We start from the raw sequence: 26,322 nt of genomic DNA, 5'->3' as shown, positions 1-26,322 counted from the left end.
TCTATGACGTAACGTCACATCCGGCGGTCAGCGGTATTGTGCTGAAAGAGAACCGGTTTCGCATCCTCAAGGAGTTTCCATGCAGTGCGGCGCGTTGTTCAAGAATTCAGGCTTGGCTTGTGCCATTGGCCTTATCGCTGGGGTTTGCGGTTTGACGCCAACTGCGAACGCTGCGGATTTGCAGCCTCATCGGGCTGTATATGATCTCCGGCTTGCAAACGTGAATGAGAGTTCAGAGATTTCAGATGTGCGCGGGCGCATGGTCTATGAGATGACTGGTAATGCCTGCTTGGGATACGGCACAACGGTTCGGTTTCTTCTGGAAATGGTTTCTGGTGATGGCGATGGTCAGGTCACCGACCTGCAAATCTCTACTTTCGAGCCCGCCAGTCAGGGCAGTTTGAGATTTTCTTCCAAAACCTTCATCAATGCTCACCTAGTTGAAGAAGTAAGAGGGGCGGCAAGTCAGAGTGCACACAGCACTCAGGTTACCCTTAAGGCTCCGGAGCAGATGGAGATGGAACTGGAGGGGGCAATCCACTTTCCGACTGAGCACCTGTCCGCCCTGATTGATGCGGCCCGGGCAGGAGAGCGCTTCCTTTCAGCGTATGTTTACGATGGAAGTGAAGATGGGACCACCGTGTTCCAGACCAGCACCGTGATGACTCCGTTTCGGCACATTGTCCAAACCGTTTCCCATGAATCGATCCGCAAGCCCGCCCGTCTTTGGCAGGTATCCTCTGCCTATTTTGATATGCATCTTGATGGTGCCAGCGGCGAGCACATGCCCGACTATGAGATGAGTTATCTGCTGGATGCCAAAGGCATCACTTATGAGCTTTTTCTGGATTACGGCAGTTTCAGCGTTGCTGGTGATCTGGTTGATCTGGAGTTGTTGCCAGAAGAAAAGTGCCAATAGAGTCAGTTTCTTACACCTCTTGACCGCGTTGGGTCTCGCTCGGCCTCCGTGATTGTTTCTCGTGAATCGAATGGTGGTTCAGGCGAGTACGGAGCTTTTTATTGCATTCATGGTTTTGTTGTGCGGCCTTGCGTCAGGCCTCGACCGAGCGCCACACTCTTCTGGCCGAATTTGGAACGCAGGGCGTCCATGGCCTTCTCCGCCTTGGCGCGTTTTCCCGCGTCTGCATCCACGAGGTCCTCAGGATCCGCCAGATCTGGAGAGCAGAGTTGGGCGATGCCGACACCGATCAACCGGTAGCGACGTTTGCTGTCCGCTTCAGGTTGTAAAAGCGTATGAGCCGTTCGGAAAATCCGATCCGCTAGTTGTGTGGGGTCCTGTAGGTGGCGAGAACGGGTTATGCTTTTGAAATCATGAGACTTCAGTTTCAACGTTACGGTATGTCCCGCAAAGCCAGCGACTTTGGCTCGAAAGGACACTTTTTCGCTTAGCTCCCAAAGGATATCCGCCAGTTCTTGAGGGTCTGAAATGTCGATGCTGAAGGTCGTTTCATTGGAAATGCTTTTTGTCTCGCGCTCACTGGAGACTGTTCGCTCGTCCTCTCCCTGGCACAGCTTGGCCAGCCGAAGGCCCATTACACCATAGGCCTTCGCCAAGTCGGTTGGGTCTTTGCGCTGCAACTGTCCCACCGTCGTAATGCCATCAGCTGCAAGTTTTTTCTGTAATACCTTGCCAACACCCCAGATGATGCCGGTGGGTTTGTCTTCCAGAAACGTTTTTGCCTCCGCTGCTCCGATCACGGAGAAGCCGCGCGGCTTGTCCAGATCAGAGGCAATCTTGGCGAGGAACTTGTTGGCTGCCAGACCAACCGACATGGTGACACCGACCTTGGCTTCCACGTCCCTTACGAACCGCACCAGCTGTTCGACCGGTGTTGCCCGGTGAAGCTTTTCAGTGCCGGAAAGGTCGAGAAAGGCTTCATCGATGGACAGGGGCTCGACCAGCGGTGTCAGGTGCTCCATCTCTGTGCGGATCTGGCGTCCGACTGTTGCATAAACATCCATGCGAGGGCGAATGACAACTGCGTCCGGGCAGGCGTCGAGTGCCTTGAACATGGGCATGGCTGATCTTACGCCATACATCCGTGCGATGTAGCAACAGGTTGCAACAACGCCGCGGCGTCCACCGCCGACAATGACCGGTTTGTCGACAAGGTCAGGATTGTCTCGTTTTTCGATTGAGGCATAAAACGCATCACAATCTATGTGAGCGATGGAAAGCTGATCCAACTCGGGATGGCTGAGCAAGCGGGGGCTGCCGCATTTGGGGCAGCGGTCCCGGTTGGGTGTAAAGCGATGGCTGCAATCGCGGCAGATGGCACGGGAGTTGGCGGTAGCACTAGAGTGTTGCATGGGATCCGGTCTTGTCTTTGTTCCCATTATGTCCCAACGGTCAGGCCGCGCCAAATATTTCCTTGAGCTGCTGCCCGGTTTCCACCCAACAGTTGGACTTGAGGCATACGCCGTCCACGTCGGGTGCATGCTGATACAGTTCAGGATCAGCAATGAAGTGGAGGCCTGTCACTTGCGGTGCCGCTTTTTGGGCTGAGATCAGGTGGAGCGGGCTGTCATCCACAAAAACTATTGGTGCTTGCCGGCGGGTCTTGGCCAACTCGGCGACTGCTCCCCCTTTCGGACCCGTGTTGGTGATGACCGGGTAGGGCAGAGCATGGCTTCGCAGAGTTTGTTCGCGAGCATGGCGATTGTGATCACCGGGCAGGTTGGTCAAAATGACGATATCAACATGGGCTGATAGCGCAGCCAACTGTTCGGCGGCGTGATCGACTGCATCCTGGTGGCTAACGATGGTGTCAAAACAGGCCTGGATGAAATGTGAGCATTCCTGCCTGCTCAGCATTCGTCCGGTTTGCAACTCCACCAGATTGTCGTGCAGTTTATATATCGGCTTGTGAAGCCCAATGCCGCGTTCGGCCCCAAATTCGCGCAGATGGCGCATGAAATGCAAAAGGACCTCATCCACATCGCAGATGAGAAGAGGTTTGGCAGAGCGCGGGAGCTGGCCAATCTGCCAGTAAGCCTGTGGGGAAACGGGATCAGGGTGTGGCAAAGTAGTCCGTACCCCCGGAAAGCTTGAGGTGAGCTGCGGCAATCATCGTAGGCCGGATTCCCTGCGTCTCCGTAAAGGCCAGCAGCAGGTGTTCGTGCTGCATGTAAAACTCCAGCACGCCCGCGAGAAAACCCGGTTCTTCGGCTGCACTGCGGATTTCTGAGGGGCCAATACCCGCCAGCGACAGGAAGCGTCCCAGGTCTTCAGGATTCTGCGCTAGGTAGGCCAATGCACTGGTGGCCAATTCTTCGGCGGCTTCTGGGGACATTCCCCCGGATTTTTGACCCATCATTGTCTGTTTGCCTTTCCGAAACGAATCTTCCTTAACTTATTGTCAAAACCCTAGTGCGAGATGCAGAGCGACGCTATCATTTCATTTGAATGATCATTCGGTTATGAGCATCGATCATTCAAAAACCTGCGGGACTCGGATGGAAATGCAGAAGACAGTGCTGATTGTTGAAGACAATGAGCTCAACATGAAGCTCTTTAATGATCTCTTAGAGGCGCACGGCTATTCTACCTTACGGTCACGCAACGGCATGGAAGCTCTGGAACTCGCCCGCGAACACGTCCCGGACCTGATCCTGATGGATATCCAGCTCCCCGAAGTTTCCGGACTGGAGGTGACCAAGTGGATCAAGGAGGATGATGCGCTCAAGTCCATCCCGGTAATTGCGGTCACTGCATTTGCCATGAAAGGCGATGAGGAACGCATTCGGCAGGGTGGATGTGAAGCGTATATCTCGAAACCCATTTCGGTTGGCAGTTTTCTGGAAACAGTACGCTCTTTCCTTGGGGAGGCTGCCTGAACCTTTAAGGAGAGCAGATGACGGGACGGGTGCTGGTTGTTGACGACATCGAGGCCAATCTCCGTCTTCTGGCTGCACGCCTTGCGGCTGATTATTTCGAAGTGACGACTGCTGCCAATGGCACGGAAGCCTTGCGTGCCATGGAAACCAGTGCCTTTGACGTAGTGCTGCTGGATGTCTTGATGCCGGATATCGATGGCTTTGAGGTGTGCAGGCGCATCAAGGCGTCGCCCCGCACGTCCCAAGTGCCCGTCGTTCTGATCACGGCCCTGCAACACCAAAGTGACCGCGTTCGGGGGCTGGAAGCGGGCGCAGATGATTTCATCTCCAAACCGGTCGACGACATCGAACTTGTCGTTCGCGTGCGAAATCTGATCCGCATGAAACGGACCATGGACGAGTTGCGGATGCGCGCGCGCACTGGTCAGGATCTGTCCTTGCAAGCCACGGAGAGCGAGTTGGCCGGTCCATTGAGCGGGGCGTGTGTGTTCATCATCGACAACGATCCCGGCTCAATGGAGTTTATCAAGCGTGGTCTGCAGGATGGTTATGAGGTGAAGTGCGAGACCCGGCCCGGCCGTGCGCTTTACAGATGCGTGGAGGAAGATCCTGATCTGGTGATCGTAAACGGGGCGATGGAGGGGATGGATCCGCTCAGGCTATGCTCTCAGATGCGCTCCAATGACCACATGCGCATGATTCCGATCCTGTTGGTAGCAAGCCGCAATGATCGGCGGCAGATCCTCAAGGCCATGGAAATTGGCGTGAACGATTTTGTGGAGACGCCCCTCGACCCGTCCGAGTTCACTCTTCGATGCCGCAATCAGATCCGCTACAAGCGCACCAGTGATGGCCTTTTGCGGGCCATGCAGGAAACGATCGAGATGGCTGCAACGGATGCGCTCACCGGCTTGTACAATCGCCGGTACTTTGAACATCACGCATCAGCTCACATTGCCAAGGCCATTGCGGAGGGCAAACATCTGTCGCTTCTTTTGATCGACGTGGATCATTTCAAGCAGATCAATGATCGATACGGACATGATATCGGCGATGCGGTGTTGGTGGAGTTTGCTCGCAGATTGCGCCGGAACGTGCGTGGTCTTGATCTGGTTTGCCGGTATGGGGGGGAGGAGTTCGTGATCGTGACGCCGGAAACCAACCATGACAAGGCACAGTATGTTGCCGAGAGACTTCGAAGTGAAATAGCTGGAGCGCCGTTCATTGTGCCAGCAACGGATGAGGCATTGGAGATCACCGCAAGCATCGGTGTGTCCACATTGCAGTTGAGCGATGAAACAACGGGCAGTCTTCTTAAACGGGCCGATCTCGGGTTGTATTCCGCCAAGAATGAAGGGCGGAATCAGGTGAGGGTTCGCTTGATAGATCCACAGGATCATCTTGAATAGCAATAAAAGAGTGGAGTTCTGCCTGAGGTGCCGTAGTCTTTCGGTGAAAATTAGGTATATTTGTTGTGCATAGAGCCGGGATCCCATCGCTTTTCAGGAGCGCAATTACCTTAAAGCTTTACTAAAGTCGTAAATGTTGCGATGGTAACGTAAGTTGCAACTATAGAATTGCGGGCTTTATCCAATCGACGATCATTGATGTGGCGCGTTTCGCGGCACTGTCTTGGATTTCGCCTTGCTTGGAACGCCCTACGGAGCGCTCAGGTCCGCCGCATCTCCTGGGTCCGTGGGGTTGGTCGGCGCAGAAACGGGTTCAGAGTGGCCTCCTCATGTCATCCGCTTCGCGCCGACCACCACACCTCTTACTTTTCATTAACTAAATCTTTTAGGTGTCAGGCGTGTAACGCACGTCGTGCGTGTGTGGATGAGTATGAGCGGGTGCTGTTTGCGTTCGTTCCCTGCTTCTATCGATAACCGATAGTTTACGCGGTTTCCTTGCCCGAGCATGACCAGAGAACACAATACATCCATCTTTTGATCGGCGGAATTCGTTTGGGGGAAACCCTGGTCGTGGGGCGTGAAATGTACCTATTGGTTGCAATGTATGCATTTCTTTGGGCATGAAAAAGGGCGCCCTGATGGACGCCCTTTTTAACCGTAACAAGGAGAAGATCCTTACTTGATCTTGGCTTCCTTGAATTCAACGTGCTTCTTTGCAACCGGGTCGTACTTCCGCTTTGTCATCTTTTCGGTCATGGTGCGGGAGTTCTTCTTCGTGACGTAGAAATAACCCGTGTCAGCAGTAGACTGCAATTTGATTTTGATTGTCGTTGCCTTGGCCATGGCTAAGGGTCCTATGGGTTGTCGGCCTGATCATGGCCGGATTGTCTTCATGATGCTCGGCGCTGAAAAGCGGCCTTTACCGCCAGTCGCTACCGGGAGCTAAACTGAGGAAATTCAGCGCGCACACTACTGATAAGCAGCTTAAAGTCAAGATGTGTTGTCACCTCAGCCGCAAACAAATTGTTCTTATCAGGCAAATTACCAGATATGCTCCCAGCAGTGCTGCGAACAGGAGTGGAAGGCCGTGTTTGTCCAACGACTTCATGGCGAATCCACTGAGGGCTGGACCGACGATCAAGCCCACGGAATACATTAGCACGAAAGCAGCATTTGCGGATGCAAGATCTGCCCCTGAAAAGCGCGCACCCAAATGGGTAAGGCCAATCGTGTACAGCCCCGTGATAATGCCGCCCCAAACGAATAACAGGGCAAACACAGTGTACCCGGTTTCAGAGGCGGGTACCATCAATAGAGCACCAATGCTGCCAATGGCGGCGCATCCCAACAGGATGAGACGGCGATCAAGCCGATCTGCCAGCATGCCCAGCGGGATCTGGAGTAACAGGCTACCTGCCGTCATGGCCGTCACCAGCAGGGCTGCGGTGGCGGCTGGGAAGCCTATGCCAAGACCGTAGAGCGGTAACAGGGACAGGGCACTGGATTCAACCGCACCAAATACAAACCCGGCCAGCGTTGCCATGGGCGCAATCCAAAGAAAGGAGAGAAAGCCGCCAGAGCTCTTTTCCTCCATGTCGGGTTGAGCGTTGTATCCATAGGCGATCGGCAAGGTGGCTACCAGGATTAATGCGCCCGCGAGGAAGAAAGGCGTTGGCCCTGTCGTGCCAACCAGAGCCAACATGATTGGCCCGGACGCCAAACCCGCTGACAAGACAGTGGCGTAGATGCCCATGATCATTCCGCGGCGGGCTTGTGGCGCGAGCGCGTTGATCCAGAACTCAGAGAGCACGAAAGCCACACAGGTTGAGCCGTGGAAGAGGATACGAAGTGGAAACCACATCCAGAACTGTTCGGCAAAAAAGAACAGGGGCAAGGAAAGGCCGGAGACGATGACCGCCCCCAACAAAGCCTGAGGTGTGCCGAACCGGCGAGCCAGAGGGGCACATAGCGGGGTTGCCATGATGGCAGCTACCCCGGCAAACGCGGTGTTCAGACCTATCATGCCCTCGGGTATGCCCTTGTAACTCAAGGTGAGGGCCAGCAATGGCAGACTGGCTGACAATGACAGCCCTACTGCAGTGATCGCACCAATCGCGGCAATGATGCCGCGCCGTTGACGGCTATCGAACAAGACGCCGGTATTTGCGGTAGCTACATGCATCGCGCGTACCCTCTTAATGTCAATGGAGCTTGTGTGTTTGTGCTCTTGGCACTCTGCGCTGGCCTAATCTTGAACGTTTGTTCAGATTGGCGGATTCCTTTGTACTCACTCGCGAGGCTTTACGCAATGGCAGCAAACAAAAAAAGACGCCGCAGGCTGTGCGGCGTCTCGTCTTTTGGGAAACAACTTATTGGGCTGACGCTGGTGCTTTGCGCGCTGTAAGGGCACGCCAAAGACAAACCGCAGCATACACCAGTAGAAAGGTGGACCACACCAGTGGCAGGCCGGGTGAGCCCAGGTACTTCAATGCGTAACCGCCCATGATTGGTGCCGTAATCATGCCCACTGAATACATCATTACGAATGCGGCGTTTGCCGATGCCAGATCGGCGCCTGTGAACCGCGCGCCCAGATGGGTCAGGCCAATGGTATACAAGCCGGTAGTCAAACCGCCCCAGAAGAACATGAGAGCCGCCAAAGTGGCATACGTGGTTCCAAAAGGGATTACCGCGATTGAAATCAACACGCCGCCAGAGGCGCAGATCATGAGAATAACCCGCCGGTCAATCCGGTCCGACAGGTAGCCCAATGGGATCTGCAGCACGAGGTTGCCTAGCGACACCACGGTCACCAGCAGGGTTGCTCGTTCCAGAGTGAAACCCAGTTCTCTGCCCATCACAGGTAAAAGGGACATCATGCTGGAATTGACTGCGCCACTGATGAGTCCTGCGAACGTTGCAACCGGGGCCACCCAAAGAAACGAAAAGAGCGTTCCGTTCGTACCCTCGTGCAGGTCTGGTCGAGAGTGCCAACCAATCAGAACGGGTAGGCCTGCAAGCCAGATCAGGCCTGCTGCGAACCAGAACGGAAACTCGCCAATGGCCCCCAACGTGGCGAGTGCCGTGGGGCCTATGATATAGCCCACGGCCAGCACTGTCGCGTAAATACCCATAATCACGCCGCGGCGACAACTGGGTGCAAAGGCATTGATCCAGAACTCGGAGAGCACAAACACCGCCGTGATGCCGGCGTGGAAAACCAGCCGCAACGGGAACCACATCCAGATTTCGGTGGCATAATAAAAGCAGGGCAGGGCAATACCAGCCCCGGCAAGACACACCAGAATGGCTTGTGGCGTGCCCAGCCATTTCGCAAGGCGCGCACAAAACGGCGTTACCGCAATGGACGCAATGCCTGCGAAAGCCGTGTTGAGGCCGATCACCCCCTCAGGTACGCCGCGCGCATTGAGCGTGAGCGCCAGAAGGGGATAACTTACAGAAAGAGCAAGACCAACCGCTGCAATAGCCCCCAGGGCCGCAGCAATACCATGGACCTGCGCACGCGAAAAACGCGACTGCACAGGAACTGCGCCGTTCGTATTCATTGTCATTTACCAAGAAAAAGAGGCTTCGGAGGATACCGTGCCTTGGCGTTCCATTGTCACGAAAGCCCGCCCGTTTCCATCGAAATCTGCAGGCTACGCAATCATGCGTAAAGGGTGCTTGATCGGGCGCTCGGCCCAAGGCGGGTTCTTTGGCAAATACCTACTAATTTTCAGTTATTTAAGACGGCATTCGTGCCGGAGGGTTATGCACCGCCTTAGAGTTCTTCGCGGACAAATCCGTTCGGGGTCCAATAATAGTAGGGCACTGGATACCGGGGCTGCAAATCAGGGTCGACTTTCAGTCGCAATTCCAGCTCCTCGATGACCGCCAGTGTGATTGGCGGCAATTCGAGGCGCTTGCTGTCTTGCAAGGACAACCACTGCAGTTCTTCCAGTTCTCCTGAAGGGCCTGTGCCTTCAGGCAGGCGATCGGCTATCTGATCCGACCATACAGCAAGAAAGCGGGTATCGTATCGACGGGGGCGTCCAGGCGGCGTGATGGCACGTGCGATAAAGCGCATGGGAGCCAGATTGGCAACGACACTGCGTTCATCGAACGCTTCAAAACCAATACCGGACGGCATGACGGTTTGCTCGGTTTTGACACCGACAAACAGCCCTGCTTCCTCGTAGGTTTCTCGTAGGGCAGCCATGGCGAACGCACGGGCGTAGTCTTCACTGCTGCCCGTCTTAAGATCTTTAATCAGCTTTTGCCGTGTTGTCGGCTCATAGTCCTCAACAAAGCGAACATCAGCGTCTTCGGCGTCGACCCGCCCCCCGGGGAATACGAACATGCCCGGCATGAAGGTGTGGCGGGTGTGTCGGCGTCCCATCAGAACATGTATGTCGCCATTGGTCTGGCGGTCCAGAATCAATAGGGTGGCCGCATCGCTGGGCACTTTCGGGCCCCCATCGGATACTGGCTCAACGCCTTTGAGACGGTTCAGAATATGCTCGCTCATCGGCGTCAGGCCTGTGTCACCGAATGGTAAGTGGGGTCCGGGTCGTCTGCATCATCCACGTTTGACTTCAGATCGAAGCCGTGCATGCGCAAAGCCCACTGAAGCCCTACAAGGCTGCCTTTGATGGGGGGCAGCATGGCCAGTGACATAATGACGGTGAGCGGTAACCAAAGGGCAAGGTGAAGCCAAAGAGGCGGGAAGAAGGCCATTTCGACGGCCAGACACAAGGCAACAACCACGTGCCCAACAATGAAGATGGTGAAATAGGGCGGCGCATCGTCCGCCCTGTGGTGATGGAGTTCTTCGCCGCAGCTATGGCAGCTTTGGTTCACCTTTAGGAAGCTTGCGAACATCTTGCCTTCGCCGCATGCCGGGCATTTCAGGCGACCACCGTTCAGCATCGCTGCTGCAACGTCACGCTTGGGGGGAGGGCTGAAACTGTCCTGCGCTTCCATATGTGTTCTCACCGTTTCTTTCGAGACTTCGACTTCCTCAATCCCGCTGGTTTGTCTCTTTGCTTAGACCAGTTCTTCTTGTTGGTTGTCGGCTTGCGCCGACCTCTATCGGCCGTGACCTTGCCCGGGCTTAGAATCTCAAACCGCAATGCGCCAGCAAACGGAGCGGCCTCTACCAGTCGAACGTCGACAATGTCGCCAAGTTGGTAGGTCTCTCCAGTACTGCGCCCGATCAGGGCATGAGCAGCTTCTTCATAGGCATAGTAATCATTACCGATAGTAGAAGCAGGTACAAAACCATCTGCGCCACTATCTTGCAAGCGGACAAAAAGTCCAGACTTCGTGACCCCTGCGATCCGTCCGGTGAATTTCGCGCCAACCTGATCGGAGAGCCAAAGAGCGATCAGGCGGTCGATCGTCTCGCGTTCCGCCAGCATTGCCCTTCTTTCTGCAGTAGAAATCTCTCCTGCGATGATCTCAAGTTTATCTTCAAAACCGCTGGGTAAACCGTCCTTGCCCAGCTTCAAACTTGAGATCAATGCCCTGTGGACAATCAGATCCGCATATCGGCGGATAGGCGAGGTGAAGTGAGCATAGCGGCGCAGATTGAGTCCAAAGTGGCCAATATTGTGCGGATGATACTCTGCTTGCGCCTGCGAACGTAGAACGACTTCATTGACCAGTGGCGCGTTTGGGCTGTCCTTCACGCGATCAAGGATATTGTTGAACACCGAGGCTCTCAGCCCGCCCTGATGGGGCAGCTTGATATCCATGGTGGACAGGAAATCTCGCAAGTTCTCAAGCTTTTCAGGCGTGGAGGCGTCATGAATCCGGTAGAGCAGGGGCGAATTCTTGCTCTCCAGTGTTTCAGCCGCAGCCACATTGGCCTGAATCATGAACTCTTCGATGAGCTTGTGCGCATCAAGGCGTTCGGGAACAACAACGCGATCCACCGTGCCGTCTTTTTTCAGTAGGATTTTGCGTTCGGGCAGATCCAGTTCCAGAGGAGCCCTCTTGTCACGGCCTTTGCGCAGCACTGCATAAGCTGCCCAGAGAGGCTTGAGGACATCATCAAGAAGCATCTCTGTCTTCTCGTCCAGAACGCCCTCAATTGCCTTTTGCGCTTGCTGGTAGGACAGCTTTGCAGCCGAGCGCATGAGAACCCGGTGAAAACTGTGAGCGATCTTCTTGCCCTTGGCATCGAACACCATGCGCGTTGCCATGGCGGGACGGTCTTCCTTTTCGCGCAGCGAGCACAAATCATTGGAAATCCGTTCTGGCAGCATGGGGATGACGCGATCCGGGAAATAGACAGAGTTGCCGCGCTTTTCAGCTTCCTGGTCCATTGCCGAGCCGGGCGTGACATAGGCTGCCACATCGGCAATGGCCACGTACACCACATAGCCGCCGGGATTGTCAGGGTCATCGTCAGGCTGGGCGTACACAGCATCATCGTGATCCTTGGCGTCCGCCGGATCGATCGTGATCAAGGGCACTTGCCGCCAATCTTCTCGGTTTTGCTGAGAGACCGGGGTGGCGTTTTCGGCTTCTGCGAGTACTTCATCGGGAAACACCGAAGGAATGCCTTGCGTATGCAGTGCTATCTCGGAGACGGCATGTTCGGAGTTCATCGAACCAATGCGTTCGGCGACCGTCGCGCGGGAAATGCCGTAGCGCCCGGCCTTGTGAACGGATACCGAAACCAGATCTCCGCTTTCTGCCCCCTTGAGATCACGTGGATCCAGATCAACCTCACGAACGCGCCGGTCCACCGGTTCAAGGTGAACGGCATTGGTCGTTGGGTCCTTGCGCAAAATGCCGAGGATCGTGCTTTCCTGCTTTTGCAGTCGGCGGATCACACGGGCACAGTAAGCGGCTTCTGAGCCCGGATCCTGCTCGGTCAAACGCACCAGAGCGCGATCGCCCACGCCAACCTGCGGGCCTGATTTGCCCCGGCGGCTTTCCTGCAAGATGAGAACAAAAGGTTCCTTGCCGTGCTCTGGATCCCAGTTTGTGGGCACACCGAGCAGCTCTCCATCACGGGTACGACGGGTAAGGTTGACCACGAACACGGAGGGCAAATCGCCGGGACGGATCATCCGCTTCTTGCGTTTTTCGATGACACCGTCAGCGGCCAGTTCCTTCAATTGCTTTTTCAGGGGAATGCGGGCTGCGCCCGTAATGCCAAAATGCCGGGCGATTTCCCGTTTGCCAGCCTTACCGGGATTTTCCGCGATGAAGGCCAGAAGTTCCTCGCGGGTCGGCATTTCTGCCGGCCCTTTATGTTTTTTTCCTGCGAGCTTGTGTCGGCTCAATTCTTTTCTTCCAGTGCAGCCTGCATTGGCTGCGCTTGTACCCGAATGTCGGGTCGGTTACGACGCACTATCCCGTCGCCTTTTGGGCGTTTACGATTGATACCGCGTCTTCGAATGTCAATTTATCCGGGTCAACGTCTTTGCCGAGCGGGATGAATTTCTTGTCCCACTTCAACCGGATACCCAGGCGTCCACTGTCTCTAAGGCTCATCTCACCCCCGTCCGGGTGGGCACCGAAATCCTTCAAGACACCCTTGGCTGCGCCGTCTGTTGCTTTGCCACCGGTCTTTTTGGCGGCCGCCTTCTTCGGGGCTGCCTTCTTGGTTTTACCCTTGGCCTGCGCTTTGGCGTTCACCAGTTCCACCGCCTGTTCCAGCGTCACCTCTTCCGGTTTGCTGTCTTTGGGCAGGGTGGCGTTGATCTTTTCCCACTTTACATAGGGTCCATAGCGTCCGGAGTACACATTGATCGCGCCGCCATCTGGATGCTCGCCCAGCTCCTTGAGTGGTTTGGCGGCTCCGCGGCGTCCACCACCCTTGGCGCGTTTTTCGGCAAGGAGCGTCACGGCGCGGTTGATACCCACGGAAAACACTTCTTCAGGTCCATCAAGGTTGGCATAGGTACTGTCGTGATGGACAAACGGTCCAAAGCGACCCAGACCTGCCGTGATCATCTTGCCATCTTCCGGGTGAGGGCCCACGTCGCGCGGCAACGACAGCAGTTGCAGGGCCTTCTCCAGATCAATGTCAGAGGGCGACCAGCCACGTGGCAGGGAAGAACGCTTGGGTTTTGCTTCCTCCCCAAGCTGCACGTAGGGGCCGAAGCGCCCCGTGCGCAGGCTGACCTCCAAGCCGGTTTCCGGATCGACGCCAAGGACCTTCGGACCGTCGCCGGCTGCCTCGTCCGCACCGTCGCCAGTTGCGGACACCTGCCGGGTATAATCACAATGCGGTGGATCCTCGTTCGGGATCTTGCCGTCCTTTTTGTCCTTGTTGTAGTTGGAGCACCCAACAAAAGCCCCGTATCGGCTGACCTTCAGAGAAAGGCGGCCGGTTTCGCACTTGGGGCACTTGCGCGGATCGGTTCCATCGCCCTTGTCCGGAAAGACGTGGGCACTGAGGATCTCATTGAGGGCGTCCAGAACTTCGGTGTTGGACCGCTTGATGACCTCATCGCAAATCTCGTGGAACGGGTTCCAAAAGTCGCGCAAAACCTTTTTCCAATCCAGATCACCTGCGGAAATCTTGTCCAACTGATCTTCGAGTGCAGCCGTGAAATCATACTCCACATACCGCTCGAAGAAGCCTTCCAAAAAGGCGGTTACCAGACGGCCTTTGTCCTGAGGCACAAGGCGTTTCTTGTCCTGAACCACGTACCCACGGTCCCGCAGAGTTTGCAGGGTCGCCGCATAGGTGGACGGGCGGCCAATGCCCAGTTCTTCCATCTTTTTGACAAGCGTTGCTTCGGTGTAGCGCGGGGGCGGCTCTGTAAAGTGCTGATTGGCCTCAATACCCGTGCGAGCCAGAACGTCGTCCTTGTTCATGGCAGGCAGACGGCGGGAATCTTCGTCCTCCTCGTCGTCGCGTCCTTCCTGATACAGCGTCAGAAAGCCGTCAAACCGCACAACGGACCCTGTTGCGCGCAACTGGGCTGTCTGCCCGCCGCTGGTCGCATCAATGTCCACGGTCGTGCGTTCCAGAACCGCGCTTTCCATCTGACTGGCGATGGTGCGTTTCCAGATCAGTTCATAAAGCCGGGCCGCGTCCGGATCCAGATACTTGGCAACGTCGCGAGGATGTCGGGACAGATCCGTGGGTCGAATCGCTTCGTGCGCTTCCTGTGCATTCTTCGCCTTGGACGAATAGAACCGCGGCTTTTCAGGAACGTAGCGATCGCCAAACTGCTTGCCGATCACGGAGCGAGCGCTATGGATGGCTTCCTGCGCGATTTGCACGCCGTCGGTACGCATGTAGGTGATCAGACCCGTGGTCTCGCCGCCGATGGTCACGCCTTCATAAAGGCCCTGTGCGACCTGCATGGTACGCGCTGCTGCAAAACCGCACTTGCGGGAGGCTTCCTGCTGCAATGTCGAGGTCGTGAATGGCGCAAACGGGTTCCGCTTCTGGGGCTTGGACTCGACCGAGCTGACCTTGAAGCTGGCGTTCTCAAGCATGGTTCTGATCGCCGTCGCCTGCTGTTCATTCTTGATGTCCAGCTTTTGCAGCTTCTTGCCGTCGAACTTGGTCAGGCGCGCCTGAACCGCATCTTGTGCCGGCGTCGTCAGATTGGCGAGGATGGACCAGTATTCCTCACTTACGAAATCCTCAATCTCGTTCTCGCGCTGACAAACGAGGCGCAGGGCAACTGACTGCACGCGACCGGCGGAACGTGCGCCAGGCAGCTTGCGCCAGAGAACAGGAGACAAGGTGAAACCCACCAAATAGTCGAGAGCGCGGCGTGCCAGATAGGCATCTACCAGTGGCTCATCGATCTCACGCGGGTTCTGCATTGCCTCCAGGATGGCGTTCTTGGTGATCGCGTTAAAGACGACGCGCTCAACCTTCTTGTCCTTGAGAAGCTTCTTCTTCTTCAAGACTTCGAGAACGTGCCACGAAATCGCTTCCCCCTCGCGGTCAGGGTCGGTTGCGAGGATGAGCCGGTCGGCATCCTTCACTGCACTGGCGATATCGCTCAGCCGTTTTTGGGATTTGGAGTCCACCGCCCAAGACATTTTGAAGTCTTCTTCCGGCAGAACAGAGCCATCCTTTGGCGGCAAATCCCGCACGTGGCCATAGGAGGCCAATACCTTGTATCCGGAACCAAGGTATTTGTTGATGGTCTTGGCTTTCGCCGGTGATTCAACAATGACGATGTTCATTTAAATCCAAACTCTCGCGACTTTTCGCTTTTGAATTGGTGCGGTGCACGGGATGCAAGTGAGTCGACCCGAGACAATCTCGGATACAGTCGCGGGTGTCAAATGGCCTTTTCAGCGCGCGAGGTCAAGAGTGGATAAGCTGAGCTGCGACATACCACGCCCTTGCGTCAAGCAATGTTTTGACTTTCAATTCCCTCTTGGATGGCAGTTTTAAGCGATTACAATTTCAGACTGCATTTCACAAAGCGATTTTGAAAGCGTTTAAACAGGTAGAAAACCTGGATACTGGAAAGGAATTCCATGAGTGACTGTGCCCCCGTCAAAGCCGAGGTTCATGCGGACCGGTCGGAGACAGCCGCCTATTGTGAAAAAATGTGTCATGAACTTGCCTCCATGGCTTCAAATAGCCAGTTGAACTTTCTTGCCTACATGTTGTCGATGGCTGAAGAAGAAGCGCGCCAGGAGCGCAAGCGGTACGAGCTTGCACCCGCAAAGGGCGTAGGTGTCAGTGAGCCAGCTTGAGCGTCTCAGCCAACGAGTGAAACCTTGTTGCCGCGGTGGCGTTCCAATCGTCCCGCCAGTTCCAGCTCCAGCAGCATGATCTGCAATGCCGGTGCGGGGATTTCCAGAAAACGCAACAATTCGTCCACGTCCGTTGGCGTAGGGCCGAGCGCATAGAGAAGACGCTGGCGATTGTCCTGGGTCAACTCGTTGTAGGGAATGTCATTCGGGGTACTTTCCATTGGCTCATCAAATTGGGTTGTCAGAGATAGCTGGTTTTGTGTCTCCAGAACCTGAAGAATATCATCAGCATCGATCGTGAGCGCGGCGCCTTGCTGTATCAGCCGATTGGCGCCTTCCGAACGGGGATCGAGCGGGGATCCGGGCACTGCAAAGACTTCCCGGTTTTGCTCCAGAGCAAATCGTGCCGTATGCAGGCTGCCTGACCGGCTGGCGGCCTCTATGACGAGAACGCCCAGTGACATGCCGGAAATCAGCCGATTTCGGCGTGGAAAGTCACGCGCCCGAGGTTTGAGGCCCGTCGGCATTTCTGTTGCCAAAAGGCCAGATTCATCCATCAAGTGACTCACCAACACCCGGTTTTCATGGGGATAGATCACATCAATTCCACCTGCAAAAACGGCAATACTGCCTGTTCTTAGGCTCGCTTTGTGTGCGGCCGTATCGATTCCGCGTGCCAGGCCGGAGACGATCACATAGCCATGGCGGCCCAGTTCCTCAGCAAAGGTTGTCGCAAGTTTTGAACCCGCCAGCGAGCAGTTCCGGGCGCCGATGATCGCGATTGTTCGCGGGCTGGATGCGTTAAGGGGGCCCTTGAGCGTGAGCAGTGGGGGCGGAGCATCTATCCTGCGCAAGTTGGGTGGGTAGTCTGGCTCTCCCAGCGCAACAATGCGGGCACCAAAGCGTCGAGCGGCCTCAAGCTCGGCTTCTGCTCGATCTGTGGGGCAAACCTTGTATGCGGCCTTGCCACCACGTTTCGACAACTCGGGCAGGGCCTTGAGCGCATTTTCTGCCGATCCGAAATGATTGAGGAGCTGGCGGAATGTGCGCGGACCCACGTTTTCTGACCGGATTAGGCGCAGCCATGCCAGCCGCTGCGCGTCGTTCAATACTAACGCGCGGCCGGCAGTGGCTGTTGTCATGGTCTATCCTTTCGAGCCGATTTTTCCTTCGGTGCCTTTCAGCAGGCGAGAAATGTTCTCATGGTGTTTTACCCAGAGGAGGATCGACAGCAAACCCATGACTTCTGCTAGTTGCCATTGGTCAAAAACCGCAAGCATAAAGGGTGTCAACAAGGACGCGACCAGCGCCGACAAGGATGAGTACTTGGTGATGAATGCAACAAGCAGCCAGATGACGCAGAAGGCGATGCCAATGGGCCAGCTCAGCGCCAAAAGGATGCCGATATAGGTTGCGACACCCTTGCCGCCCTTGAACTTGAGCCAGATGGGAAACAGGTGCCCTATGAAAGCGCCCAACCCGGCCAGAATGGCGGCTTCCGGGCCGAGATAAAACCCGGTGAGCAGCACAGCCACTGTCCCTTTCAAGGCGTCTCCCAGAAGGGTAATCGCCGCAAGGCTCTTGCGTCCGGTTCGTAACACGTTGGTTGTGCCAATGTTACCGGAGCCGATCTGGCGGATATCCCCCAGACCGGCGATCTTCGTGACAAGAAGACCGAATGGAATTGAACCGAGCACGTATCCGATGGCCAGTGCAAGGACATAGTAGGGTAGAGAGAAAGACCAGCTGATTGGATCTGGCACGAATTCGGTCTCCGTTCTGGTGCATTACGCCGCGATGTTGTACAGAATGCGACCTGCTACCAGAGTTGTCAAAACCCGTCCTTGCAACGTTTCATCTTCAAACGACGAATTCTTGGAGCGCGAGCGGATATTCTCCTTCTCGACAATCCAAGGACGGTCTGGATCGAACACGATCAAGTCAGCTGGAGCCCCTTTTGAAAGACGGCCGGCCTCAAGTCCCAGTCGATCTGCCGGATTGCAGGTCATCGCCGCCAGAAGCTTCGTCAAGGGCACGTCGCCGCTATGAACAAGGCGCATGCCAGCCCCCAGCATGGTTTCAAGCCCTAGCGCACCGTCTTCAGATTCGGCAAACGGATGACGCTTTGTTTCCACATCCTGCGGGTTATGGTCCGACATGATGACATCAATGGTACCGTCGGCAACCGCACGCACCATTTCCATCCGGTCGTCCTCTGTGCGCAAAGGCGGTGACATCTTGTGGAACGTACGATAGTTCGCGATGTCGTTTTCATTCAGGGTCAAGTGGTTGATCGAAATGCCTGCGGTTACGTTGAGCCCATCCTTTTTCGCTTGACGAATGGCGTTGGCGCTTTGCGGGCAGGAGATCAGACGTGCGTGATACTTGCCGCGGGTCATGGCCACCAGCCGCATGTCCCGTTCGATTGCGATGAACTCCGCTTCGCGGGGAATTCCGCCCAGTCCCAACCACGACGCGCGCAGTCCTGCATTCATGACACCGCTTCCGGCCAGGTCCTTGTCCTGAGCCTGATGCACCACGAGCGCGTCGAAATCGCGGGCGTAGGTCAGAAGGCGAGAAAACACTTGCGAGTTCGTGACCGGGTGTGTGGCGTTGGTAAAGGCCACGGCCCCGGCTTCCTTCAGAAGGCCGATTTCGCTCATTTCCTGCCCGTTCAAGCCTTTGGTGAGCGCGGCCATGGGGTGGACATTGACGATGGCGGTGTGGCGAGCCCGGCGCAGGATGAAGTCCACCAACGCCGGGTCATCAATGACCGGGTCGCAATCCGGGCTGGTGATCATGGTCGTTACGCCGCCTGCCACTGCGGCCTGACTGGCGCTTTCCAGTGTTTCGCGGTGCTCTGCGCCGGGTTCGCCGACGGTAACTCCCATGTCGACAAGGCCGGGAGCCACAATGGCGCCGCCGCAGTCCATGGTGATTGCCCCTTCAGGGGCCCCTTGATTCAAGGCGGCAGATCCGGCGGCTTCAATGATGCCGTTTCTGATGAGAACGGCGCCCGGTTCGTCTTTGTTGGCAGCCGGATCAATCACCCGCGCGTTGGTCAGAACGAGCGGATTGTTTGTTTCAGCCATGCTCAGTTCCTCACTTTGTCGGCAGGTGGGTTGCGAGGGCTTCAAGGACTGCCATTCGCACGGCCACACCCATTTCAACCTGTTCCTTGATCAGGCTTTGTGGTCCGTCAGCGACTTCCGCAGCAATTTCCACGCCTCGGTTCATTGGGCCCGGGTGCATGACTAGGGCATCAGGCTTGGCGTAGCTGAGCTTTTCCTTGTCCAGTCCGTGATACTTAAAATATTCACGCACTGACGGCACAAACGCGCCGCTCATGCGTTCTCTTTGGAGGCGAAGCATCATCACGATGTCACAGCCTTCCAGGCCTTCGCGCATGTTAGTGAAAACGTCGACGCCCATATTATGGATACCGGAGGGCAGAAGGGTTGACGGAGCAACGACGCGAACGCGGGCCCCGAGTGCGTTGAGTAGAAGAATGTTGGAACGAGCAACACGGGAATGGCGTATATCGCCGCAGATAGCGATCCGAAGGCCGCCGATATCTCCCTTGTGGCGGCGCATGGTAAGCGCATCCAGAAGAGCCTGCGTGGGATGTTCATGCTGACCATCGCCTGCGTTGACGACCGAACACTCTACCTTGCGCGCCAACAACTGTACGGCACCGGCAGATTGATGTCGGACCACCAGAAGGTCTGGTCGCATGGCATTGAGTGTGGCAGCGGTGTCAATAAGCGTCTCGCCCTTTTTGACAGAGGACGAGGCGACAGCCATATTCATCACATCCGCACCGAGGCGTTTGCCTGCGATTTCAAAGGAAGCCTGAGTGCGAGTGGATGCCTCGAAGAAGAGGTTTATTTGTGTCCGGCCGCGCAGAACCGCCTTTTGTTTCTCGACCTGTCTGGAGACTTCGACGGCTTCATCCGCGAGGTCCAGAAGATGGAGAATTTCCGACGGTTGCAACCCCTCGATGCCGAGAAGGTGCCGGTGAGGATAGGATGTGGATCGATGCGTTGTGTCTTTGGTCATCGAAGTCATCTCTATACGGGGGGCGAGCAAAGCCGTAAAGAGGGAAATAACCTTGCCTTAACGTCTAGTTGCGATATGCGGCAAGGATGCCTTTGAATAAGCTGCGTAAACCGCGGGTCTCGGGAGATTGTATAATGCTAAAGAATGATGGTAACGGCTTCGGACAACCTGTTCTCAATCAGGCGCCGCCGTATTTCGGATACAATCTTTGCGAGAGCGACCCCTTGTTGCTGGCGATGCAGGGACAGACTCAGGATACGGAGACAACCCGCACGGATCTGTTGAAGCTGGGCGCGCAATTTGGTGCAGCTGATGCTCTCGACCTTGGGCGGATGGCCAACATGCATCAACCGGAGCTCAAGACGCACGATGCATATGGCCGCCGTCTGGACGTGGTGGAGTTTCATCCGTCCTACCATGCCTTGATGCGTCGATCATTTGCCGCCGGTCTGCATTGTGCTTCCGTGGATGCCAGAGCGCCGCATGCCGGCAATGCCTATTTCGACCGGGCACGGCGTTACTACATGATGTCTCAAGTGGAGCAGGGGCATTTGTGTCCCGTCACCATGACCAATGCCGCAGGTGTGGCGTTGGAACAGAACCCTGAGATTGCCGAGGTGTGGCATCCGTTGATCAGGTCCCGAACCTATGATCAACGCTTCCGTGCGCCTTCGCAAAAAAATGGCGTGAGCCTGGGAATGGGGCTGACGGAAAAGCAGGGCGGTACCGATTTGCGCCAGATCGTCACTACCGCGCAGGATGCTGGTGACGGCACCCACGTCATCAACGGCCACAAATGGTTCTTTTCTGCGCCCATGTCCGATGCCTTTCTCGTGCTGGCTGCCACTGAGGCCGGGCCGAGCTGTTTCCTTGTGCCCCGCGTTCTGGACAATGACCGGGTCAACGGGCTGAACCTTGTGCGCTTGAAGAACAAGTTGGGCAATCACTCCAATGCGTCTTCTGAGGTTGAGTTCCACAATGCGCACGGTTTTCTGATTGGCGAAGACGGGGCCGGGATCAAGGCAATCCTGACAATGGTCAATCCAACGCGACTGGATTGTGCGCTGGGCTCGGCCGGTCTGATGCGGGGCGCCGTCGCGCGCGCCGTTCATCATGCCCGTCATCGCACGGCATTCGGCAAGGCGTTGATCGATCAGCCCGTGATGTTGAGGGTGCTGGCTGACATGGCGCTGGATGTTGCTGCTGCATCAGCTCTGTCATTGCGGCTGGCACGGGCGTTTGACAGTGCTCATGGCGACAGTGTGGAACAAAGCTACCTGCGGATCATTACACCGGTGGCCAAATACTGGGTCTGCAAAACGGCCATGGCGGTGACCGGGGAGGCAATGGAATGCCTCGGTGGCAACGGGTATGTCGAAGATCATGATATGGCACGGTTTTTCCGCGAGGCACCCGTCAACAGCATTTGGGAAGGCTCGGGAAATGTGATGGCACTGGACCTGATGCGCGCCATGACCAAAGAATCCGAAGGGTTCATGGCGGTTCTGGATCATTTGGAACATCGGCTGGGCAAGGCCGGCAAGGTGTCTGTTGAGGTGCTGCAAGCTGCTGCCCGCACATGCATTGATGATCCGGGCAGCGCGCGCATTCTGACCGAGCAACTGGCGTTGACGGCCGCTGCTGCCGCATTGAAGGATGCCGCGCCTGCCCATGTGGCGGATGCCTTCATGGACAGCCGAATGGCCGGTCAGTGGCGCTCGACCTACGGCATGCTGGATGCCCGTCATGATGCTCGGCACATCATCGACTCGCTGTATCTGGTGGCGTGAGCGCCCGCTAGATCAGCAGCAGAAGCCAGAGCGGCACGGTCACTGCCGAAACAACGGTTTGCAAGGCCAGCAGCTCGGCCATGAGCGGCGCGTTGCCGCCCATTTGCTTGGCCAGAACGTAGGCGGAGGCGGCGGTTGGCACGGCAAACGCCATAACCAGCATCAAGGTGGTCTCTGGAGCAAGGCCTAAAACCGTTGCCACGAACAGGGCAATGGCGGGTGAGATGACCAAACGCATGCCAAGGCCCACCAGCAGGCGTGGTCCGGGGCGGCGCAGGGAGTTGAGGTCAATGGCCGCGCCGACGCTCAAAATCGCAAGGGGCAGGGCAGCTCTTCCGAGGAAGCTGGTATAATCCGCAAGGACAGGTGGTAAGGCCAGGCCGCTGATGTTGAGCAACAGCCCTGCGCTGATCGAGACGATAAACGGGTTGCGAATGATCCCCCAAAGCAGTGCGCCTAAGGATAAACGGCTGGAGGACGCGTACACCGTCATCATGGTGATGCTGAGCACATTCATAATCGGGATCAGCAGTGCCATGGTGATGGCAGTAAGGGCCAACCCGGTCTGGCCCATGAGGTTGCTGGCAATGGCCATGGCAATGAAGGCGTTCCACCGGGTCGTGCCTTGAAAGATTGAACTGAAGGATGGGCTGTCAACGTTCAGAACAGACTTGAGCAAGCGGCCCAGCGGCACCAACAGGATACATAGAAGGGCCAAGGCACCGTATAATGCTATGGCGTAGCTCCCCAGATCCAGGCTTGAAAAATCCGCGCCAGCCACATTGGTGAACAGAACAGCAGGAAAAAGTATCCAGTAGGAAAGCGTGTCGATGCCACTCCAGCTTTCTCGCGGCAAAATCCGGTAAGTGGCGAGCCCCCAGCCGGTGGCGATCAGCAAGAGAACGGGAGCCAATGCCCCAAGCACGGTTTGCATGACAGTCTTTCGCAGGTAGGGGCGGTGCGGAGGCCCGTGTCGCCTTAGTCGAAGAAGCTGGTGCCGCCATAATGCAGCCGGTCCAGCAATCCTTGCAGAATGTAACTTGCGGCCATCTTGTCAACCAGTTCGGCGCGGCGAGCGCGAGAACGGTCCGCATCAATGAGGGTGCGGGTGACGGCGGCGGTGGATAGGCGCTCGTCCCAAAATACCATGGGTATGGAGGTGCGCTGGGCAAGATTGCGCGCAAACGCCTTTGTGGATTGCACACGCGGGCCTTCAGAGCCATCCATGTTCAAAGGCAAGCCGAGAACAAGACCGACAACCGCATGGGTTTGACACAACTCCAGCAACCGGTCAGCATCCAGCGTAAACTTCTTCCGCTTGATCGTTTCCAGAGGCGTGGCGATGCTGCGCCCCAGATCAGACAGGGCCAGACCAATGGTCTTGGTGCCAAGATCAAGGCCCATCACGCGCCCGGTATCAGGCAATGTCTGTTCAAATTCGTCCAGCGAAAGGACCGGTGTGTTCGTGCTCATGAGCGCGCTGTAGCACGGTTCCCGGAAAAATGCCACGCTCCTGATCCTTGCAATTCACGTGGAAAGCGCAGGTTTGCGGGGGTAAACACGCTGGTCACATGGCGCCAGACATGGTCTCACAGCATCACCATTGGAATGACGGGAGATATCAGATGAGCCCACTGGACCTTGAGCCGGAATGGCGCAGTGTTCTGCAAGAAGAGTTCGACAAGCCCTATTTCAAAAGCTTGGCGGCTTTTCTTGCGGCCGAAGAGGCTGCTGGCAAAACCATCTATCCGCCTCGGGAAGATCGGTTTGCCGCGTTCAATGCCACACCGTTTTCCAAGGTTAAGGTCGTACTCGTCGGGCAGGATCCGTATCACGGGCCCGGACAGGCGCATGGCTTGAGCTTTTCCGTTCGCAAAGGGGTCAGGTTTCCGCCTTCCTTGCGTAATATCTTCAAGGAGATGGAGGCCGATGTGGGCGTGGCCATGCCTGAGCACGGGTGTTTGCAATCGTGGGCGGAACAGGGCGTTTTGCTTCTCAATACCAGCTTGAGCGTGGAGGAGGGCAAGGCCGGGTCTCATGCCAAAAAGGGCTGGGAGACCTTTACCAGTGCGGCTCTGACAGCGCTCGCCCGCGAACGCGAAGGTCTTGCTTATCTGCTTTGGGGCGCGCATGCACAGAAGAAAGCAGCGATGGTCGATCCGGAGCGCAATCTGGTATTGAAGGGCGCTCATCCATCTCCATTGTCTGTATACCGCGGTTTTTTCGGATCCGCTCCCTTTTCACAGATCAACGCCTATTTAACCCGGCAGGGCAGTTCGTGTATACGTTGGGAGCTTGAGTCCCTGACGTTAGCGGCAGATCAGCAATAAGCGCAAGGGTTGCTCGACCCTGCGCCAAATCGGGAGAGCTGACCATGAAATTGACTTATTGGAGCCATTCGGCATTCACTGTCGAAATCAAAGACGCGAAAATTCTGTTTGATCCCTTTTTCACCGGCAATCCCACCTTTCCGGAGGACGCCACCGTTGCTTCTGTCAGTGAAGACATCACCCATCTGGTTCTCACCCATGGTCATGATGATCATGTGGGCGATGCCATTCATATCCTGAAGGAAACAGGTGCTCAGCTGACGGCGAACTTCGAAATCTGCATGTGGGCGCAATCGCGAGGTGTTGAGAACATCAATCCCATGAACTCAGGCGGTTGTGTGGATGTAGGACCTTTCAAGGTGGCGCTCACCCAAGCCCAGCATTCCTCTGCCACATCGCAGGCGGGCGAGGGATATACATACATGGGAAACCCGCATGGTGTGATCATCATGGCGGACGATGAGCCAACCCTGTTCCACATGGGCGATACGGACATTTTTGGTGATATGGCGCTCATCAACGAAGTGTATGCCCCCGAGATCGGGATTGTACCCATTGGAGATCGGTTCACAATGGGGGCGAAAACCGCTGCCATGGCCTGCACGCGTTTCTTTGATTTCAAAACCATATTGCCCTGCCACTACAGGACCTTTCCAATTCTGGATCAAAGTGCCGATCACTTCATTGAAGAGATGGGCGCTGATGGCTTCCGCATTGCGGACTTGAAGCCGGGTGAAACGGTGGATGTGAGCAAGAGCTAGCCCCGCGCTGGCTTGAAGAGAGCATCAGCGGTTGTGCATCGTACAGCTTCGCAAAACCTGCGACCTTTAGGGAAGAAACAAAGTGAGCGTTGCCCTGAGACTGGGCGGTTTGGTTGGGCAACGCTCGCATCTGTAATTGTGTAAACTGAACTGGAGATCCCGTGAATTTGAAGGAATTGGGGCTGTGCGCGGGCTTGCTTGTCGCGGGCGCATCGGTTGCTGGCGTCACCACTTTGACGGCGACGGCGCATGCAAAAGAGGCTTCTTTCGTGCAGGCTGTTAACGTGTATGAAGCCATGGTCAGCTTCCCGCCGCCAATCTGGGTCTCCGATGGCGATCCGCGGGCGCAAAGTGAGTATTTTCGCCAGCAGAACGGACCGCAGTTCATTCTTGAACAAATCCCGAAAGGCCAGAAGTTTGAGAGTTGGAGCCAGCTTTATGCGGTGCGTGGTGACTACCTGAAGGCAGATCAAGACATTCCACTAGACTCCTATATCTCCATGAGTCTTCAGGTTTACGTGGATATCTGTGGTCAGGAGCGGATATCCTTCAAGCCCTTGTCCGGATCAGGTGCGTCTCGCACGATTTTGCTGTTGTGTGAGGCCTCGCCACATGCCCCTCAGGGCAGCGGATATGGTAAAAAGACCGGCGAGGTGGCCGTTTTTCACTTCGCGAAAGTCAAGGATACTTTCGTCAAGGTTTATCATGAGTGGCGCGGCACCCGGTTCTCGGCACAGAAGCCGGAAACATGGCCTGTCAACGTGGATACGGTGCAGCAAACAATCGACCGTTTACAGACAATTCGGATCGGGCCTGCGCAATAATAACGAAAACGGTATTTTAAACGACCAAGAGCCGCGGCTGTATGGCTGCGGCTCTTGGCGCGATGGGATATGAAGGTCAACCAATCAGCCCAGGTCGTCTGCGGGCGTTTCTTTGATTGTTGGCCAGTTTGTATTGGCGTTGTTGATCACTTCATCCGTGCGTTCGGTAAAGCGGCGATGAGCCCCGTCATGGGCGTTCAGGTATAGCTTGCCGTCCACAATGGACCACTTGTCGGGCATGATGGGTATCTTGTAGCCGAAGCTGACCCCGGTTGCGCACCATCCGCCGTATTGCGGCGCATATTTTTCAGGATCGGCTTCAAACCTGGCCAGATTTTCGGCGCTGGAGAATTGCCAGGTCACGTCATCATATGTCGTTGCGTAGTCAGACGAGCCTTGCACGGGCTTGCCTTCTGTGAAGTAGGCCACCGGATCCGTTCCTTTGATCGCAACGCCGTTTTCAGTGAAGGTGGTGATGTCGTCTGCAAGGGCGGCGAGGGGGAGCGCCACGCTCAGGAAGCTGGCAATGGCGATGTCTTTAAGCGAGGTTCTAAGCTGCATGTGAGTGTCCTCTCAGAATTGCCGGTATCCGG

The 26,322-nt window shown here is 56.1% G+C and carries 25 protein-coding genes; 8 read left to right on the top strand and 17 right to left on the bottom strand.

All coding sequences use genetic code 11. From position 1 onward, the window contains the following. Nucleotides 1–79: 79 nt before the first annotated feature. Nucleotides 80–919, top strand: coding sequence for an EipB family protein (locus G512_RS20925; RefSeq protein WP_051269267.1), 840 nt, complete (start codon nucleotides 80–82; stop codon nucleotides 917–919). A 107-nt stretch (nucleotides 920–1,026) separates the two neighbouring features. Here G512_RS20925 and G512_RS0111685 read toward each other — a convergent pair whose 3' ends face one another. The 3 genes from G512_RS0111685 to G512_RS0111675 are packed head-to-tail and all read right to left on the bottom strand — an operon-like array spanning nucleotide 1,027 to nucleotide 3,338. Further along, nucleotides 1,027–2,331, bottom strand: coding sequence for a DNA polymerase IV (locus G512_RS0111685; protein ID WP_028481876.1), 1,305 nt, complete (start codon nucleotides 2,329–2,331; stop codon nucleotides 1,027–1,029). 40 nt (nucleotides 2,332–2,371) lie between these two features. Further along, entirely contained in the window at nucleotides 2,372–3,046 is a 675-nt protein-coding gene (locus G512_RS20920; protein WP_051269265.1) for a hypothetical protein, read from the bottom strand. Then, nucleotides 3,033–3,338, bottom strand: a complete 306-nt coding sequence (locus G512_RS0111675; protein ID WP_028481875.1) for a DUF3572 domain-containing protein — start codon at nucleotides 3,336–3,338, stop codon at nucleotides 3,033–3,035. Before G512_RS0111675 ends, G512_RS20920 begins: the two co-directional genes overlap by 14 nt. A gap of 145 nt (nucleotides 3,339–3,483) precedes the next feature. Between G512_RS0111675 and G512_RS0111670 the strand changes: the two genes are divergently transcribed. Next, nucleotides 3,484–3,858 (top strand): response regulator, encoded by a 375-nt coding sequence (locus tag G512_RS0111670; protein ID WP_028481874.1) that lies wholly within the window; start codon nucleotides 3,484–3,486, stop codon nucleotides 3,856–3,858. Between the two features lie 17 nt (nucleotides 3,859–3,875). After that, nucleotides 3,876–5,267, top strand: coding sequence for a PleD family two-component system response regulator (locus G512_RS20915; protein ID WP_051269263.1), 1,392 nt, complete (start codon nucleotides 3,876–3,878; stop codon nucleotides 5,265–5,267). A gap of 675 nt (nucleotides 5,268–5,942) precedes the next feature. On the opposite strand, the gene rpmG is transcribed toward G512_RS20915, so the two are convergent. The 7 genes from rpmG to topA all read right to left on the bottom strand — a co-directional run bounded on the left by rpmG (nucleotide 5,943) and on the right by topA (nucleotide 15,443). Next, entirely contained in the window at nucleotides 5,943–6,110 is a 168-nt protein-coding gene (gene rpmG / locus G512_RS0111660) for a 50S ribosomal protein L33 (RefSeq protein WP_028481873.1), read from the bottom strand. 160 nt (nucleotides 6,111–6,270) lie between these two features. Then, nucleotides 6,271–7,449 (bottom strand): MFS transporter, encoded by a 1,179-nt coding sequence (locus G512_RS0111655; protein ID WP_051269261.1) that lies wholly within the window; start codon nucleotides 7,447–7,449, stop codon nucleotides 6,271–6,273. 187 nt (nucleotides 7,450–7,636) lie between these two features. After that, the gene (locus G512_RS20910) at nucleotides 7,637–8,833 is read right to left on the bottom strand and encodes an MFS transporter (RefSeq protein WP_051269281.1); all 1,197 of its coding nucleotides are present in this window, start codon (nucleotides 8,831–8,833) and stop codon (nucleotides 7,637–7,639) included. A 215-nt stretch (nucleotides 8,834–9,048) separates the two neighbouring features. Continuing rightward, nucleotides 9,049–9,795: an NUDIX hydrolase gene (locus G512_RS0111645; RefSeq protein WP_028481871.1), complete on the bottom strand. Its 747-nt coding sequence runs from the start codon at nucleotides 9,793–9,795 to the stop codon at nucleotides 9,049–9,051. Nucleotides 9,796–9,800: 5 nt separating this feature from the next. Next, nucleotides 9,801–10,250 carry a DUF983 domain-containing protein gene (locus G512_RS0111640; RefSeq protein ID WP_028481870.1) on the bottom strand — a complete coding sequence of 150 codons (450 nt, stop codon included), beginning with the start codon at nucleotides 10,248–10,250 and terminating at the stop codon, nucleotides 9,801–9,803. An 8-nt stretch (nucleotides 10,251–10,258) separates the two neighbouring features. Further along, a complete protein-coding gene (gene rnr / locus G512_RS0111635; RefSeq protein ID WP_036489659.1) occupies nucleotides 10,259–12,517 on the bottom strand; it encodes a ribonuclease R in 2,259 nt (752 codons plus the stop codon). A gap of 115 nt (nucleotides 12,518–12,632) precedes the next feature. Further along, entirely contained in the window at nucleotides 12,633–15,443 is a 2,811-nt protein-coding gene (gene topA / locus G512_RS0111630) for a type I DNA topoisomerase (protein ID WP_028481868.1), read from the bottom strand. 300 nt (nucleotides 15,444–15,743) lie between these two features. Between topA and G512_RS0111625 the strand changes: the two genes are divergently transcribed. Then, nucleotides 15,744–15,965, top strand: a complete 222-nt coding sequence (locus G512_RS0111625) for a hypothetical protein (protein WP_028481867.1) — start codon at nucleotides 15,744–15,746, stop codon at nucleotides 15,963–15,965. Between the two features lie 5 nt (nucleotides 15,966–15,970). On the opposite strand, the gene dprA is transcribed toward G512_RS0111625, so the two are convergent. From dprA to G512_RS0111605, 4 genes are read right to left on the bottom strand one after another with little or no spacing between them, the layout of a single operon-like run. Then, the gene (gene dprA, locus G512_RS0111620; RefSeq protein ID WP_028481866.1) at nucleotides 15,971–17,107 is read right to left on the bottom strand and encodes a DNA-processing protein DprA; all 1,137 of its coding nucleotides are present in this window, start codon (nucleotides 17,105–17,107) and stop codon (nucleotides 15,971–15,973) included. Between the two features lie 3 nt (nucleotides 17,108–17,110). Then, nucleotides 17,111–17,728: a glycerol-3-phosphate 1-O-acyltransferase PlsY gene (gene plsY / locus G512_RS0111615; RefSeq protein WP_028481865.1), complete on the bottom strand. Its 618-nt coding sequence runs from the start codon at nucleotides 17,726–17,728 to the stop codon at nucleotides 17,111–17,113. A 24-nt stretch (nucleotides 17,729–17,752) separates the two neighbouring features. Then, entirely contained in the window at nucleotides 17,753–19,057 is a 1,305-nt protein-coding gene (locus G512_RS0111610) for a dihydroorotase (protein ID WP_028481864.1), read from the bottom strand. A gap of 10 nt (nucleotides 19,058–19,067) precedes the next feature. Next, entirely contained in the window at nucleotides 19,068–20,033 is a 966-nt protein-coding gene (locus G512_RS0111605) for an aspartate carbamoyltransferase catalytic subunit (protein WP_178378261.1), read from the bottom strand. Between the two features lie 125 nt (nucleotides 20,034–20,158). Here G512_RS0111605 and G512_RS20905 point away from each other — a divergent pair, with 125 nt between their 5' ends. Beyond that, on the top strand, nucleotides 20,159–21,814 hold the full coding sequence (locus G512_RS20905; RefSeq protein ID WP_036489657.1) for an acyl-CoA dehydrogenase family protein: 1,656 nt from the start codon (nucleotides 20,159–20,161) through the stop codon (nucleotides 21,812–21,814). 7 nt (nucleotides 21,815–21,821) lie between these two features. Here the strand turns inward: G512_RS20905 and G512_RS0111595 are convergent, their stop codons facing one another. Further along, nucleotides 21,822–22,748, bottom strand: a complete 927-nt coding sequence (locus G512_RS0111595) for an AEC family transporter (protein ID WP_028481862.1) — start codon at nucleotides 22,746–22,748, stop codon at nucleotides 21,822–21,824. A gap of 44 nt (nucleotides 22,749–22,792) precedes the next feature. Continuing rightward, a complete protein-coding gene (gene ruvX / locus G512_RS0111590) occupies nucleotides 22,793–23,287 on the bottom strand; it encodes a Holliday junction resolvase RuvX (RefSeq protein ID WP_028481861.1) in 495 nt (164 codons plus the stop codon). Between the two features lie 152 nt (nucleotides 23,288–23,439). Here ruvX and ung point away from each other — a divergent pair, with 152 nt between their 5' ends. The 3 genes from ung to G512_RS0111575 all read left to right on the top strand — a co-directional run bounded on the left by ung (nucleotide 23,440) and on the right by G512_RS0111575 (nucleotide 25,729). Next, nucleotides 23,440–24,144: a uracil-DNA glycosylase gene (gene ung, locus G512_RS0111585; protein ID WP_028481860.1), complete on the top strand. Its 705-nt coding sequence runs from the start codon at nucleotides 23,440–23,442 to the stop codon at nucleotides 24,142–24,144. A gap of 44 nt (nucleotides 24,145–24,188) precedes the next feature. Continuing rightward, nucleotides 24,189–24,905, top strand: coding sequence for a metal-dependent hydrolase (locus G512_RS0111580; protein WP_028481859.1), 717 nt, complete (start codon nucleotides 24,189–24,191; stop codon nucleotides 24,903–24,905). Between the two features lie 161 nt (nucleotides 24,906–25,066). Next, nucleotides 25,067–25,729 carry a hypothetical protein gene (locus G512_RS0111575; RefSeq protein WP_028481858.1) on the top strand — a complete coding sequence of 221 codons (663 nt, stop codon included), beginning with the start codon at nucleotides 25,067–25,069 and terminating at the stop codon, nucleotides 25,727–25,729. Nucleotides 25,730–25,813: 84 nt separating this feature from the next. Here G512_RS0111575 and G512_RS0111570 read toward each other — a convergent pair whose 3' ends face one another. Further along, nucleotides 25,814–26,290 (bottom strand): YHS domain-containing (seleno)protein, encoded by a 477-nt coding sequence (locus G512_RS0111570; RefSeq protein WP_028481857.1) that lies wholly within the window; start codon nucleotides 26,288–26,290, stop codon nucleotides 25,814–25,816. Between the last annotated feature and the right edge of the window lie 32 nt (nucleotides 26,291–26,322).

This window comes from Pseudovibrio exalbescens DSM 16456 (assembly GCF_000422785.1).
In the GTDB taxonomy this organism is placed as follows: Bacteria; Pseudomonadota; Alphaproteobacteria; order Rhizobiales; family Stappiaceae; genus Pseudovibrio; species Pseudovibrio exalbescens.
Note: the sequence above shows the minus strand (reverse complement) of the source record. Positions and strands in the feature narration are given on the sequence as shown.